At 57.0% G+C, this 15,226-nt stretch carries 12 protein-coding genes; 3 read left to right on the top strand and 9 right to left on the bottom strand.

Going from position 1 to position 15,226, the window contains the following annotated elements:
• Positions 1-42: 42 nt before the first annotated feature.
• The 3 genes from JAO77_RS00060 to JAO77_RS00050 form a co-directional block, all read right to left on the bottom strand.
• Positions 43-936: a 1,4-dihydroxy-2-naphthoate polyprenyltransferase gene (locus JAO77_RS00060; protein WP_198988234.1), complete on the bottom strand. Its 894-nt coding sequence runs from the start codon at positions 934-936 to the stop codon at positions 43-45.
• A gap of 146 nt (positions 937-1,082) precedes the next feature.
• A complete protein-coding gene (locus JAO77_RS00055) occupies positions 1,083-1,658 on the bottom strand; it encodes a glutathione peroxidase (RefSeq protein WP_198988233.1) in 576 nt (191 codons plus the stop codon).
• Positions 1,659-1,725: 67 nt separating this feature from the next.
• Positions 1,726-3,891 carry a transglycosylase domain-containing protein gene (locus tag JAO77_RS00050; protein WP_198988232.1) on the bottom strand — a complete coding sequence of 722 codons (2,166 nt, stop codon included), beginning with the start codon at positions 3,889-3,891 and terminating at the stop codon, positions 1,726-1,728.
• A gap of 153 nt (positions 3,892-4,044) precedes the next feature.
• On the opposite strand from JAO77_RS00050, the gene purB reads away from it, so the two are divergent.
• Positions 4,045-5,376, top strand: a complete 1,332-nt coding sequence (gene purB, locus JAO77_RS00045; protein ID WP_198988231.1) for an adenylosuccinate lyase — start codon at positions 4,045-4,047, stop codon at positions 5,374-5,376.
• A 36-nt stretch (positions 5,377-5,412) separates the two neighbouring features.
• Here purB and JAO77_RS00040 read toward each other — a convergent pair whose 3' ends face one another.
• Positions 5,413-6,150: a helix-turn-helix domain-containing protein gene (locus JAO77_RS00040; RefSeq protein WP_235998165.1), complete on the bottom strand. Its 738-nt coding sequence runs from the start codon at positions 6,148-6,150 to the stop codon at positions 5,413-5,415.
• A 498-nt stretch (positions 6,151-6,648) separates the two neighbouring features.
• Between JAO77_RS00040 and JAO77_RS00035 the strand changes: the two genes are divergently transcribed.
• Both JAO77_RS00035 and JAO77_RS00030 read left to right on the top strand, forming a co-directional pair.
• Positions 6,649-8,295, top strand: coding sequence for a DUF5723 family protein (locus JAO77_RS00035; RefSeq protein ID WP_198988229.1), 1,647 nt, complete (start codon positions 6,649-6,651; stop codon positions 8,293-8,295).
• 129 nt (positions 8,296-8,424) lie between these two features.
• Positions 8,425-9,558: a glycosyltransferase family 9 protein gene (locus JAO77_RS00030; protein WP_198988228.1), complete on the top strand. Its 1,134-nt coding sequence runs from the start codon at positions 8,425-8,427 to the stop codon at positions 9,556-9,558.
• A gap of 2 nt (positions 9,559-9,560) precedes the next feature.
• Here JAO77_RS00030 and JAO77_RS00025 read toward each other — a convergent pair whose 3' ends face one another.
• From JAO77_RS00025 to JAO77_RS00005, 5 genes are read right to left on the bottom strand one after another with little or no spacing between them, the layout of a single operon-like run.
• Positions 9,561-10,691: a glycosyltransferase gene (locus JAO77_RS00025; protein WP_198988226.1), complete on the bottom strand. Its 1,131-nt coding sequence runs from the start codon at positions 10,689-10,691 to the stop codon at positions 9,561-9,563.
• Entirely contained in the window at positions 10,688-11,638 is a 951-nt protein-coding gene (locus tag JAO77_RS00020) for a glycosyltransferase family 2 protein (RefSeq protein WP_370549384.1), read from the bottom strand. Before JAO77_RS00020 ends, JAO77_RS00025 begins: the two co-directional genes overlap by 4 nt.
• A 16-nt stretch (positions 11,639-11,654) precedes the next feature.
• The gene (locus tag JAO77_RS00015) at positions 11,655-12,185 is read right to left on the bottom strand and encodes a DUF4199 domain-containing protein (RefSeq protein ID WP_198988222.1); all 531 of its coding nucleotides are present in this window, start codon (positions 12,183-12,185) and stop codon (positions 11,655-11,657) included.
• A 42-nt stretch (positions 12,186-12,227) separates the two neighbouring features.
• A complete protein-coding gene (locus tag JAO77_RS00010; RefSeq protein ID WP_235998164.1) occupies positions 12,228-12,788 on the bottom strand; it encodes a DUF4199 domain-containing protein in 561 nt (186 codons plus the stop codon).
• A gap of 52 nt (positions 12,789-12,840) precedes the next feature.
• Positions 12,841-14,907, bottom strand: coding sequence for a BatA domain-containing protein (locus JAO77_RS00005; protein ID WP_235998163.1), 2,067 nt, complete (start codon positions 14,905-14,907; stop codon positions 12,841-12,843).
• Positions 14,908-15,226: the final 319 nt, after the last annotated feature.

The following is a 15,226-nucleotide window of genomic DNA, read 5'->3' as shown; positions in this document are numbered from 1 at the left end:
TTGAGTTCGTCAGCAGGGCGGCTGCTTGTGGTAGGAAGTTTATTAAATGACTTGGCCTAGGCCAAACAGCAGCGTAAACACCAGCGTACTCAAAGCCATTTGCTTAAGGAGCGGGTCGAGATGCATCGACTCTTGGCGCGCCCACACCTGCCGGCCATTAAAGAGAAACAATGGTAGGCTAAGCACAAACAGCCACTGCCAGGGCGAATGGTAGTTGAGGGCCACATATATCACAGCCGCGCCTACGCCCAGCACGAGCAGCAGCCAGTGGTAGCGGCGGGCGTGCTGCGGCCCTAGTCGCACTGGCACAGTTATTTTACCCGCCAGCTTATCCGAAACAATGTCCCGGATATTATTGACATTGAGCACGGCAGTGGCAAAGCACCCTAGGGCCGCGGCGGGCAGCAGCACCGCCAGCGGTAAGGTGCGGGTTTGCAAAAAATACGTGCCGCACACCCCTACTATCCCAAAGAAGAGGAAAACTGACACATCGCCCAGCCCCGCGTAGCCATAGGGCCGCGAGCCTGCTGTGTAGTTTACAGCCGCCCAAATGGCGCTGAGCCCAAGCACAAAAAAGGCCAGCAGCACCCACGCAGCCTTAAAGCCCAGGGCCACGAGCAGCAAGGCCACCCCGCTCACCAGCGCTGCCAAACCGAAGGCCCACATCGCGCGCTTCATTTCGGCGGGCGTAATGGCGCCGCTCTGCACAGCACGCAGTGGACCTTGGCGGTGCACGCTATCGGCCCCATTCTGCGAATCGCCGTAGTCGTTGGCTAGGTTGCTAAGTATCTGCAGCAGAATAGTAGTGAGGGCTGCCAGCGCTACCACCGGCCAGTTAAACTGCCCGGCCGACTTAGCCAGAAATGCGCCCGTGAGAATGCTGGCCAGCGCGAGCGGCAGCGTGCGAGGGCGAAACGCGGAAATCCAAGGAGACATTAAAGAAATAGCAGATAACAAAACTGTCATGCTGAGCTTGGCGAAGCATCTTGTGCGGTACAGCAGCTCTTCTCTTCAGAAGTAAGCGCACTACGCAAGATGCTTCGTCAAGCTCAGCATGACAGTTTTATAGGTATAACTTAACCTTATTTGGTGATGTCAGCCACGAGCTCCTCGCTCAGCGGTTTCACTTTAGAGGGGTAGAATTTCACTACCTGCCCTTTTTCGTTAACCAGGTATTTGCAGAAATTCCAGCTCGGCGCTTCGCTTACAGTACCGTTCTTGTCTTTGTCAGCCAAGAATTTAAACAGCGGAGTAGCATCATCGCCTTTTACCGACACGGTAGAAAACAGTGGGAACGTTACGCCGTAGTTCTTTTCGCAGAACGATGATACTTCCTCATTCGAAGCCAGCTCTTGGTTGAAGCTATTGGACGGGAAGCCCAGCACCGTCACTTTGCCCGCGTATTTCTTCGACAGCTCTTCCAGCTCCTTATACTGCGGGGTGTAGCCGCACTTCGAAGCGGTGTTCACAATAAGAATTTTCTTGCCTTTGTACTTGCTCAATTTCACGTCTTTGCCATCGATGGTCTTGACCGTGAAGTCATAGACGGTGCCAGAAGCGGCGGCGGTGGCGGTAGGGTTCATCGGGGCAGGCTGGGGGTTAATGAAAGCCAGGCTGAGCGTAGCGGCGGCAGCCAGGGCAAGCGCAGTAAATTTCATGAGGTGCTAAGAGTTGAAGGTGGTAAGCTGCTGATAACCAAAATCGGGCCGGGAAGTTCAGTGGCGGCTAAGGGCGCGGGTTTTGGGCTGGGGCTTCGGTGCCAGTGGGCGGGGTGGCGCCCGCGGCAGGAGCAGGCTGCGTGCCCGTGTTCAGCAGGTCGATGAGGTTGAGGGGGGCAAACTGGGCCGTATCGCCTGGCTGCACGCTGCGGGTGGTATCGCGGGCCGTCACGATGTACGTGCGGGCCGGGCCGTTCAGATTTACCGAGTACCCAATGCTATTGCGCTGGCTGCTCGTAATCAAGCCCTTCTGCTCCATCAGGTCGCCAATGAGGCGGAAAAACCAGCGTGTAGAGCCGCGCAGCCCGCCGTAGCTGTCAAACGACTGCCGGTAGTATTTGGGCTTAGGAATGATGCTGATGAGATACAAGCTCTCGTCGAGGTTGAGCTCGCTGGGCCGCTTACCGTAGTAAAACAGCGCTGCTTCTTTCACCCCGTACACGCCGCGCTTGCCGCTGGGCCACTTGTACTTGCTGGGTCCCCACTCCACAATGTTGAGGTAAATCTCGAACATGCGCTCCTTGGTCAGCGTCTTGGTGCGCTCGACCAGCCAGTTCTCGATAAGCCACACTATCAGCATTTCCTCGGCTTTGCGGCCGATGGTCTTCTGGCGGTTCAGAAACACGTTCTTAACCAGCTGCATACTCAGGGTACTACCGCCGCGGGCAAAGCGCCGCTCTTTAATATCGGCGATAGCGGCGTTGACAAACGCCTTCTCCATAAAGCCGTGGTGGGTAAAGAACCTAGGGTCTTCTGAAGTGAGAATAGCCTTCCAGAGGAAAGGCGATACGCTAGCGAAGGGCGTGAAGTCGGGATTGCTTGGCCCCACCGGGAAGGTGCGTAGCGAATCGCCTTTGTCGTTGTAAGCCGTGTACGGAAACTCACGCTCCAGCATGCTGAGGTCTTCGGTACCAAAGCGCTTGATGCTAAAATCTTTGCTCGGAGTCAGCGACGAGCTGAGCTTGAGGCTATCGACCTGAGCCATGTCCACGCTGGCTTGCAGGTGGTAGCTGAGCGTACCTGTGCCCTGGGTGCCCGCTACTACGTCGAACATGCCAGTGGGCAGCGAGTTGAAGAACGCGGTGGTAGCCGTGGGGTCCGAGTCTACCTTGAGGCTGACGGCCAGGCGCGGCTTGAGGCGCACCGCAATTTCGGGGTGCACCACAATCTGGTTGAGCGTGGCGCGCGTGCCGGGGTCGAGTGAGAATGTGCCGCGCCCTAGGGTAGCCACAAACTCTAGCTGCCCGTAGTGCACAATAATGTCTTCGGAGGCCAGGCGCTTGTGGAAAAAGCTGAAGTTGGTGGCAGCTACCGAGCCCCGCACCGTCAGTTGGCCGCCCGTCTGGTCGTCGCTTTTAAAGTCCTTGCCGGCCAGCTGCACCCGGATGGTATCGAACGACACTAGCGCCCCAAAGCGCCGCGCTACATAGGGCACCTGCACCGAATTCTTGACTCCAAATAGCTTGAGGTCGGTAGCGTAGTCGCCGGGCTCAATGTTACCGCTCACCCCTATCTCGTTTACTACCGAGTCGACCACCGCCGTGAGTTGGCCGCGTACTTGGCCATCCTCGAAGCTTAGCCGCGGCATGGTAAGCTGCACTTGGTGACGCGGGCTGCTATAGGTTACTACCGACTGCCGGAAATTGGCCTGGCCCGGCACGCTGCCAAAGCCAGCGTCGACCACTTGGTTGAGCAGCAGGCCATAATTACGACCTAAGGCCGTATCGCGGCGCACTACCGGCTTCTTGCTTTTGCGCAGCAAGAAAGAGAAATTGTTGGCCCCATTGGCGTCTTTGCGCGCCGTGAGGTGGGCCCGGTCTATTTGCAACTCGCTGAACACCGGCCGCCCCGCAAAGAGCGAGCGCACGCTCAGGCCCGCTTGCAGGCGCTGGGCGGTGAGCAGCGTATCGCCGGCCGCACCGGGGCCAGCCGCCGCGGTGGGCACTAGGCTCATACCACTGATTTCGACGGTGCTGAACCCTGTGAAGCGGGCCGGCCCTAGGGTGAGCTTGGCGGGATACTTACGCTCGACGCGAGTTTTGACCTCGCTCAGCGCATAAGTCAGCAATTGCTGGCGCTTCCACAAGAACAACAATACGGCCAGCAGCAGCACAGCCACGAGGCCAGCCACTGTGTAAAGAATTCGTTTTTTGGCAACAACGGATAAACGCATTGTCACAAAGGTAAGATAGGGTTTAGTTGCGCTTGATGCAGGCATACGTATTTAAGGCAGGTCTTGCCTTGAGGCTCCTAGGTGGTCGGCAAGCCGTCCCTAGCTTTGCAGCGCCTATGTTACCAGGCTTCCACTAGTCCGCATCTACGCCCCATGCTTACTGCTCTTTCGCCCCTCGATGGCCGCTACCAGCGCCAAACCGCCCCGCTCAGCCCCTATTTTTCGGAGCTGGCCCTGATGCGCTACCGGGTGCGGGTGGAGGTAGAATACTTCATTGCGCTCTGCGAAGTGACGCTGCCCCAGTTGGCAGCCGTACCCGCTACTGTGTTCCCGGCCCTGCGCGGCCTCTACGAGCAGTTTGGCGAAGCCGAGGCCCAGGCTATCAAAGCGCACGAAGCCGTAACTAACCACGACGTGAAGGCTGTGGAGTACTACCTGCGCGATGAGTTTACGAAGCTAGACCTAGGCAACTATCTAGAGTTCATTCACTTCGGCCTTACGTCGCAGGATGTCAACAATACCGCTATCCCGCTCAGCCTCAAGGAGGCAATGAACGATTCCTTGCTGCCCCGCTTCGCGCAATTGCAGGCGCAGCTAGCTGGGCTAGCGGCTGGCTGGGTAGGCGTGCCCATGCTGGCACGCACCCACGGGCAGCCGGCCTCGCCCACGCGGCTGGGTAAGGAGCTGCAGGTGTTTGAAGCCCGGCTAGCCGGGCAACTGGCGCTGCTGCACCAAGTGCCCTACGCGGCTAAGTTTGGGGGCGCTACGGGCGGCTTCAACGCGCACTTCGCCGCTTACCCTAGCACCGACTGGCACGCATTTGCCGAGCAGTTCGTGCAAGATACCTTAGGGCTGACGCGCACCTTCCCCACCACCCAAATCGAACCCTATGACAACCTGGCAGCTTTCTGCGACGGCTGGAAGCGCCTGAATACCATTCTCATTGACCTGTGCCGCGACGTGTGGCAGTACATTTCGATGGGGTACTTTAAGCAAACGCTGAAGGCCGGGGAAGTAGGTTCGTCGGCCATGCCCCACAAGGTCAACCCCATCGACTTTGAGAACGCGGAAGGCAACCTAGGCGTGGCTAACGCCCTGCTAGAGCACTTTGCGGCCAAGCTGCCCATCTCGCGCCTGCAGCGCGACCTTACCGACTCGACGGTGCTACGCAACCTAGGCGTGCCCCTAGGTCACATTCTCATCGCCCTCAACGCCATTGGGCGGGGCCTGGGCAAACTAGCACTCGACGAAAGTGCCCTGCAGCGTGACCTTGATGCCAACTGGGCTGTGCTAGCCGAGGCGATTCAGACAATTTTGCGACGCGAAAACTATCCCGACCCCTACAACGCCCTCAAGCAGCTCACGCGCACGGGTGAGGCCATTTCGGCAGCCACCATAGCCGAGTTTGTAGAGGGCCTGGACGTACCCGAAAGTGTGAAAGCCGAGCTACGCCACCTCACCCCGGCCAATTATGTAGGGCGCTAGCAGCCGCTTAGCGACAACACTCAGCGCGCCTTCGGCCTAAATCAGGTCGAAGGCGCGCGCATATTGGCCTAGTTCAAACTGCGATTCGGCTTGCAGTTTGTGGCGCAGGTTGCGGCGGTGGGTTTCGACGGTTTGGGTGGCCAAGAAGAGCTCGGCGCCGATTTGAGGAGCTGTGTGGCCCAGTGCCAACAGGCGCAGTACCTCGCGCTCGCGGCGCGTGAGGGAGGCAAAGCGTGGGGCGTGCTGCCGCAAAAACGTATTTTCTTCGAGCACCCGGCGCACCTTATGCGTCACGTGGTGCAGGGGGTCAACGGGGCTAGCGGTCGTTATCAGCAGCAGGGGTATAGACTCTGCATCGCGCAGCAGTACCCGCGTGGTCGAGAAATACCAGGTGTACTCGGGGTTTTCGGTGGTGCGCACTTGCTGAAAGAAACTGACTACCTGGGTGGGGTCAGCCGATTGCAGCATCTCATATATCCGTGGCACATAGTCTTGGGCATCAACTGGGTTGAAAAAGCGCCGGTAGTACTCAGCTCCGAGCGCCCGCAATGCGGGCAAGGAGATTTGCAGCAGTCTTAGGCCCCGTTGCGACATATACTCAACGCCTTCGGTAAGTATGTTGTGCACAATGGTGACACTAGGGTGCAAGTCAGCCGTGGCCGCTATTTCGACTACCGCCTGCGCAATGAGTTGCTGCTGCGCAGCCGTGGCCAGCACGTGCTGGCCGGGCGCCATAGAAATGAGTGGGGCATCGGGGGTAGCGGTAGCCATCATAGTGGGCGCGTGTTGCTAACTAAGGACATTCGAGCCCCTAGGGTCGGTTGAGAAGGAAAAAAGCTAACGTATAGCTAGCGCACCGATGCACGCATGTATTGCTGCGGAGGCTTGCTTTGAGAGCAGCCTCCGCAGCGGTGCCAAAAAATACCCAACTAAGGGTATTGCCCATGCAACGGCGCTAGCACGTAGGCACTTATCAAACTTAGAAATACCCAAATTTAGGTATTTTTATTTATAAAGTAAGCGAGGATTTTTAGGTTTCTATTCACCCTCTTTTTCCGCTTACTTATGAGCAATTCTACTACTGCATGTGCTCCCTACCCTCTTGGCTGCTGGATGGCAGCCAGGGTCACTAACCTCGTGCCATTGGCCCTTGCCTATGCACAGGTGCTAAACCTAACCGGGAAGCTTGGTCTGCGCTCACCTAGCGCCCACCTGGCCTCGCATATTCTACTCGCTCAGTAGGCATCGCCCCGCCTTTTTTACTTCCTACTGATGACTAGCTACTTTACCCTATTACCCGGCGTCCGCGCTGGGATATTGCTCGTGGGGCTACTTGCCGCCCAGCCAGCGGCGGCCCAAGGCTGGCTGGGCTTAGCCCAAAGCAACTACGGAGGCACTAACAATGTCTACCTCAACCCGAGCACTATTGCCGATGCCCGCCACCGCGCGTATCTCAACCTAGGAGGGGGCGGTGCCAATTTCTACAACACGTATGTGCAGCTCGACTTGCCACAGCGGCCGTGGGCGCAGGGCTTTCAATTTCAGCGCGAGTACTTAAGTGAGCAGCTTACGGGCGATGCCAAGTTTGGTAGCGCCAGCATAGAAGCGCGCCTGCCTTCCCTCATGCTGACGCTGGGGCCGCGCTCGGCCATTGCACTTACCAACCGGGTGCGAGCCTTTGTGCAGTTCAGCAACGTGAGTGAAAACTTGGCCCGACTGGCGTACCAAGGCCTTGGTGATGCCGAGGATTTAGGTTTAGCTGACCGCGTGCTCACCGACAACGGCTTTAATATCGATGCCAATAGCTTCCACGAGTTTGCCTTCACCTACGCCCGCACGTTCACGCCCAATACCACGCACTTCTTCAAGGGCGGGCTCACCGTAAAGTACCTCGTGGGGCTGGGCGGGGCCTACCTGCACAACGCAGGCACTGGCTACCAGGTGTACGGGAGCGACAGCATTCAGCTCCGCAACCCCAACGTGAGCTACGCCTACGCCGGTGCCAACGACTACTACCAGCAAAGTGGCTTTGGGCTGGGCACGCTCTATGGCGGCCAGCGCCTGGGCCGCGGCTATGGTGCCGACATCGGCGTCACCTACGAGTGGCGGCCTTATTACGAACGCTACCACTACCAGATGGATGGCACCACGCTGCTCGATGACTCGCGCAATAAATACCGCCTGCGCCTGGGCCTAGCCCTCACCGACCTAGGGGCCGTGCGCTACCAAAGCGAGCGGCACGTGCGCCAAGCCACCCTGGCCAACGACCGTGTCGTGCAGCTTGGGCAGCTTGATACTATTTCCTTTACCAACCTCAACACCCTCACGCCTAGCATCGAGCGCCTGGTGGGGCTGCGCGAGCAAAGCAGCCAGTTTACGAGCTACCTCCCCGCTACCCTGCGCCTCACGGCCGACTACCGCTTGCTCAACCACTTGTACGCGGGCTTGCTCTGGACACAGAACCTGCTGCCCACGCGCACTGTCGGTAGCCGCAGTGTCAGTTCGCTGGCCCTCACGCCCCGGGTCGAGTTCAGCCACCTTGAGGTAGCCGTGCCGGTCATCCTAGCCAACAACTACCGCAAGCTGCAAGTGGGCGCCATGCTGCGCCTAGGTCCCGTTATCGTGGGTTCTGACAACCTAGGCGGCTTGGTTGGCCTCACTAGTACCACTGGCGCCGACGTGTACTTTGGCGTGGGGCTAGCGCTGCACCGCCCCCACCGCAAAGACCGCGACGGCGACCTGGTGAGCAACAAATACGACAAGTGCCCCCGCGAAAAAGGCACGTGGGCCTCTAAGGGCTGCCCCATACCTGCCCCGGCCCTGCCGCCCGCGCCACCAGCTCTTGCCGAGCCATCGGCTCCTGCCCCACCTCTTACCGAGCCCGCTGCTGTTCCAGCACCTGCGCCTACTACGCCCTAGGTCCTGCTTACTGCCTGGCACTTTTCGCAACCGCTGATACTGTCGTTGCTCCCGGCTATTTCCCACGTCTTGGCGAGGGCGATGGCCGGGGGCTCTTATTTTTGGGGCTTGCAACTTCATTCCTGCCGCGTGCCTGAGTTTCTTCACGACATCCCCGTTCGCCCCGACTGCCGCTTTTACCGCGGCGACCTACCTTGCCGTCCCAACAAGGAGCATGGGTATATGTGTGGCGACTGCCCAGTGTATGACCCAGTTACTAAGCGCATCCTGCTCATCAAGCTCGGGGCTATTGGCGATGTTATTCGCACCACGCCGCTGCTGCGGCGCCTACGGCAAGAATACCCAGGCTGCTACATTACCTGGCTCACGCTCACGCCGGCCATCTTGCCCCAGCGCGAAGTAGAGGAAATCTTGAAGCTTGACTACGCTAGCGTTTTGCAGTTGCAAGCCCGGCAGTTCGACATCGCCATCAACCTCGATAAGGAAAAAGAAGCCTGCGCCTTGCTGCTCAATGTGCAGGCCGAGGCTAAGTTTGGCTACACCCTGCGCCCCTACGATGGTGTGCCCTGGCCCATCAATAACCTAGCCGACCACAAGTACCTCACGGGTGTGTTCGACCAGCTGAGCTTGGGCAATACCAAGCCCTACGTGCAGGAAATATTCGAACTGTGCGGCTTCGATTTTCGGGGTGAGGAGTACGTCTTTGATACGCACGAGGACAAGGGCTACGACTGGCACGCCCTGCCGCCCGCCGCGGCGGGCCCGCGCATCGGCCTCAACACGGGCTGCGGCGATCGCTGGACCACCCGCCTCTGGAGCACCGAGAAGTGGATTGCGCTCATTACCGAGCTGCAAGCCGCTGGCTACGCGCCCGTGCTGCTGGGCGGCGAGGCCGAGCACCCCCGCAACCTAGAGCTACACGCCGCCACCGGCGCGGCCTACCTAGGTACCTTTCCGCTGCCGCAGTTCATCAACCTCATGCACCAGATGGCCGGTATTGTGACGCAGGTTACGATGGGTATGCACATCAGCATCGCCCTCGGCAAGCCTACCATCTTGATGAACAACATCTTCAACCCGCACGAGTTTGACCTCTACGGCCGCGGCCAAATTGTGCAGCCCAATCGCCAGTGTGTGTGCTTTTATCGGGGTACCTGCCGCCTGGGCACCAGCTGCATGGAAGAGTTGCCGGCTGATAAGGTATTCCGGGCTGTGCTAGAGAGTGTGCCCGTAGCGCCATCTGAAGTGCCTATGCAAGCCTAGGGCTACGTAGCAGCCACTTCTTTGAGGGCGGCCACCATTACCTCCCACGAAAACTTGCGGGCTTCTTGTCGCACACCCGCCGCAAAGGTTTCTTCCCGGTCATGGGTGTAGAAATCAACCAGCGCGTCGGCGATGGCCGTGGCCGTGGGCGGCACCACGTAGCCGACCACCCCGTCGGGAATAAGCTCGGCTAGCCCCCCCACGTCGGTCACCAGCATGGGCCGGCCGAAGTGGTAGGCCACCTGCGACACGCCGCTTTGCGTGGCGTGCTTGTAGGGCTGAATAACGATATCAGCCGCCCCGAAGTAGTTTACTACTTGCTCATTAGGAATAAAATCGGTAGCCCGTACTAGGCGGCTTTCTAGGTGGTGCTTCTGAATGAGCGCCTCATAAGGCGCGGCGTCCTCGTAAAACTCACCCGCAATGAGCAGCTTCACCGGCAGTGCGGCCACCCTCGGGTCAGCCATCGCTTCCAGCAAAATATCTAAGCCTTTATAGGCCCGAATAAACCCAAAAAAAAGCACGTACTTGAACTGAGCCGCCAGCCCCAGCGCGGCCAGCGCTTCAGCTTTGGGCTTGGCCGGCCCAAAATTGTCGTACAATGGGTGGGGCCGGTACAGCGCCGGCTTCTTTGCGTACCCTAGGGCCTGCAAATCGGTGAGTACGCTTCGGCTCATGGTCACAAACCCATCGCAGGCACTCAGAAAATAGCGCGTCAGCGGCCCGTCACCCGGCCGCTTTTCGTGCGGAATTACGTTGTCGGTAATTGCCACTACGCGGGTGTGGCCATTGCCGCGCACGAGCCGCGCTATCGTACCTAGGGCCGGCCCCATAAAGGGCAGCCAGAACCGAAAGATGACTAAGTCGGGCCGCTCACGCCGCAGCTTGCGGCCTACCTGCCACCAGGTCAAAGGGTTTACTGAGTTAATACTTACCTCAATATCAATAGCAGTAGGCCCCGGCTCAGTGCTAAACTGCGTTTGCCCTGGAAACAAAAAATCAGGATACTGCAACGAAAACGTAACGATGCGCACCCGGTCGCCAGCCGCTTGAAAAGCCCGCGCCAGCCGCTCGTTGTACGTTGCTAATCCTCCCCGCAAGGGGTAGGCCGGCCCGATAATTACGACGTTCATCGCAGGGTTTCTCGCACTAAGTAATCGTTGCGCTTGGGCCCGTTTAGCTGCACCAGCTCACCTAGGAAGCCTGCTAAGAAGAGCTGCATCCCGATTATCACAGCCACTAGCGCCAGAAAAAACAGAGGCTGGTCGGTCACGTTTCGCGCCTTGAGGTTATGAATAGCTAGCCACCACTTCTCGCCCACCAGCCACAGCGTCAGTATCGTACCGATTAGGAATGATAATGTACCCAGCGTACCAAAAAAGTGCATCGGCCGCCGCCGAAACTTTCCCACGAAGGTGATACTGGCCAAATCCAGAAAGCCAAAGATGAAGCGCTCCAGCCCAAACTTGGTTACGCCATACTTGCGCTCCTGGTGCTGCACCACCTTCTCACCTATCTTCTTGAAGCCGTTCCACTTCGCAATAACAGGGATGTAGCGGTGCATTTCACCATACACCTCAATCGCCTTTACTACACGCTGGTCGTAGGCTTTAAGGCCGCAGTTAAAATCGTGCAGCTGAATGCCCGAAATGGCCCGCGTAGCGGCGTTAAATAGCTTAGTCGGGATAGTCTTCGACAATGGGTCGTAGCGCTTCTGCTTCCAGCCGCTCACCAAGTCGTAGTGGTCTTCGGTTATCATGCGGTAGAGCTCGGGCAGTTCCTCAGGTGAGTCCTGCAAGTCGGCATCCATGGTGCACACTACCCGCCCTAGGGCTGCCGCAAAGCCTACATTCAGCGCCGCCGACTTGCCATAGTTGCGGTTGAAGCGGATGCCCCGCAGGGCCATATCCTGGCCAGCTAGGGCCTCAACCACCGCCCACGAATCGTCAGTCGAGCCGTCGTCGATTAAGATAACTTCATACGATAGCCCGCGCGCCGTGAGCACCCGCGCTATCCAACGCGTAAGCTCGGGCAACGACTCAGCTTCGTTTAGTAAGGGAATTACGATGGAAATCTCCACCGGAAAAGCAGCCGGCTTATTCAAATTCAGGTTTCGGATTTTTAAGAATGGCCGCCGTTATCAGCGACACTATCAAGCCCATAATCAGCCCTCCTACCAACGCGATGGCCACTAAAGCAGGGCCTTGCACAAACATAGCTGTCCAGTGCATAGCTTGGTCAATTTGGGCATCGCTCATATTTCCCCGAGCTTCCAGGTCTGCCCGACCTTTCTCCAGAATGCGCGCCGGCATTTCGGGGTCGATAAATGCGACGTAGAAATACGAAAAAATAGCGCCCAGCACCGACGAAACGGCCGTAAGCACCATACCAACGCCTAGCCCCTGCCCATAACTCATAAACTCTCCGTTAGCGTGCCGAAAAGCTTTTTGTGCCAGAATAATACCACCGATTAAGACTACCATCGATAGCCACTTGGCTGGCGATTGCTCCAAGTGCGTCACGTTTAGTAGAAAAGAGACGATAATGCTCACAAGCCCTATTATCAGGCCGTAGCGCATACCTACGCTGGTAGGTGTAACCGGAGTAGAGGCAGTAGAGGTTTCCATAGAACAGGGCTTGAAGGTGAGGTAAAGTGTACTATTTCAGAATTATTTGCGCAGAAATATACCAGCCGGTATTGCTCCCATCATACCTAGGAGCAGCGTCCAAGTGAAAGTGCCCCGCGCCAAGTCTGCTTTTGAGAGCGCGGCCGCCTGCTCAAGCTCCTTTTTTTCAAATTGCGCATTACGCTTTTCTTTCGGCCGTATGCGTTGCTGTACCCGAGTTATCTCAATTAGCTCGGCCCGGCTGTAAGCTAAGGCTTTATCACCCAATGCAGTAGCCAGCCCCCAGGTACTAACAGCTGCCAGCACCGCCGCCAGCAGCACCGTTAAGCCACCAACGGCTAAGGCCCGCCCCACCCCTGGCCGGCCGGGCGCGGCCTCGCGGCGCAGTAGCCATTGGCTGGCCGCGGCCGCAAACGGCACAACCAATAGCCCCATTATCTGCTTAGGACTAAACGGCTCATTACCAGTAAAATATAGAAATAACAGCCATGCCCCACATACTAGGCCCGCTGCGAGGCCAAAGCGCAAACCTAGGCGGCCTACGGCTCCTGACCGTACAGCCGTACCTGATGAGCTACGGACTGGTTCATTTGAAGGCAACATAAAGTAGATACTATCGAGCCGGCAAGATACAACCGCCGCTCCGCCGCCATACCTAAGCTGCTACTGCAGGCGATGCCGCTGCCACCCTAGGCCGACCAAAGCGCAGCACCAATACCTCGATAAGCAGGCATGCCAGCACGAGCAGTAAGCAGTAGCGCCATAGTGGCTGCCCAGTTTGCTCGGCCTGGTAGCGGGCCACTGCCTCCGGTTGACCATTATCTAGTACGCGTACATTCGGATGGTTTGGTCCTATCAATTCGCGTAGCTCAGCCGCCGAGTAGGCTGCTAGTTCTGATTCGTGCTTATCTGCATTAAAAGCGAGAGTCGTCAGGCGCTTTCCTTGGCGCTGCACCTCATAGAAGCCAGGTGTAGTCATCTCCGCCGGAATGCTAAGCTGCACTGTTGCCCCCTGAATTCGCTGCGCTGGCAAAAACACCGCGCTATCCCGAACTAATCGGATAGTAGCCTCCGCTCCGGTTTCTAATTTGCTGCGCTCCTCTCTAGGTATTGCTAATGCCACAGATGCTGCCGTAAGCCGGTAGGCTGGCTGCTGATTACCCTCGTAGCTCAGCATCGCCAAGCGGTATAGTACTGGCACAAACAGTGCATGTGCCATAACATCCGAATAAGCCCGGTCAAACGGCGCCGCAAACACAAATACCTTTCCACTGCCGCTCTCAAACTCCGTCAGATAGCTATCGCCAGCCCGTAGCCTCAAAATGTCCGTACCATTGCGCCCCCAGCTCAGCACAGGTGCAGATTGGGGCATTGCCACCCGCTGGGGCTGCGCACCAAAAACGTCTTTGAAAAAGGGAGTATTCTTATTTGGAAGGGCTATTTCCTGGCGTTCTGGAGTGCTCGTGCCAGTGCTGTTCCACTGCTCACTACCGATACCTAGACCTTGAAAGAGCTGGTGGTACGATGCACGGTTTAACACGTCGCCCGCAGGTACCACCACCACACTGCCGCCACGTTTCACTACCTGCACCAGTGCTTGGCGCAGTCCTGCATCCACCTGTGCCAACTCACTTAATAACACTAAGTTTGCTTGTTGCAGCTTAGCATAATTTATTTGCTGTGGCTTGGTAAAGGTATATGCAAATAACGATTCATTGGCATACGCTTGCTGAGTTAAAGCCACTGGGCCTATCTCCAACACCCGAATCGTAGTAGCTGGCTGCAGGGTGAAATAATACGTGTTGTCGAAAGTAACCGGCGTGTCCTCTGTAACGATGCGCCCCAAAGCCAGTTTAGTCTCGGATAACTGTACCTGTACTACAGTCGTGGTAGTTTGTCCTGCTGCTACACTTACGCGAAAAGCAGCCACTTGCTGCTGCCCAATCAATACTTTCACTGGGCAATCTTCAATCCGTTCAGTACCTCCATTCCGCAAGCGGATGTGTAAGCCTATATTAACTCGTGTGCGTACAAACGCATCATCTAGCCAAGTACTATCAACATAAATATTGCCGACGCTACGCCCCTGCTGAGGGACTAGCACCATATTAGCATCTGCAGGTAGCCTTTCTAAAGCGGCCCGACCCGCCGCGCTTCTCTGAAAGTCCGAGAAAATATATAGAGGCTGTTGCCCTTCACCTGCATTGGGTTGGTAAGCGATACCATCGTCCCAAGACGTTTTGCCTAGTTCAGCCTGAATAGCTTCTAGCTTCGCGTTATACACTGCGTAGCTCAGTTGACCTTTTGCCTGCCTGGGCAATAGAAACCGGTTAGCGCTTCCCGCTCCTCGACCGAGCAGTTGAGCTCCTGCAACAGCTTCCTGCAATAGGGCACGCCTCTGCATGGAAGGTACTTGCATGCTTAGCGAATTGTCCACTATGACTGAAATAGCCTGCCCCGCAATCCGCTTGTCTTGCTCAGCAGCAGGAATAAAAGGCTGACAGAAAATCAGCACTAGGAATATTACTGCTAGTACTCTAGTGAGCAATACTACTAACTCCTGCAAGCGCCGACGACGCATTGTAGTTAGCTCTACAGCTTTGATAAAGCTAGTGTTCGTAAATACAACACGTTGCGGTCGCCGTAGCTGCAACAAGTGGATGATTACTGGAATACAAATCGCTAGTAATCCCCATAAAAAACCTGGATATAAAACCTGCATATGCTATCAAGCCTGCTTCGCTACCTGGCGAATATTAGTAGCTTAACACTAAAAGTAAGCTGTTTATTCTTCCCACACTAAACAGAATCATTTTAGCTTATAGCGTTTCCATGGTAGAATATAACAGTAAATCTCCTACTCGAGTTTTTCACTCATCCTTCTAAAAGCACCTCATCAAGAGATTGAAGGCGGGACGGGCTAAAACGCGGAGAGCCCCCTGCCGGGCGCTGGTCAAAGCGCAGGGGCAGGGGGCTCTCTCGTTGTAAAGTTGGCGGCGACCGACTCTCCCACCGGTGAAGGCAGTACCATAGGCGCACCG

The organism is Hymenobacter sp. BT559 (assembly GCF_016427535.1).
Classification (GTDB): Bacteria; Bacteroidota; Bacteroidia; order Cytophagales; family Hymenobacteraceae; genus Hymenobacter.
The sequence above is the reverse complement of the archived record's forward strand: the minus strand, read 5'-3'. Positions and strand labels throughout refer to the sequence as shown.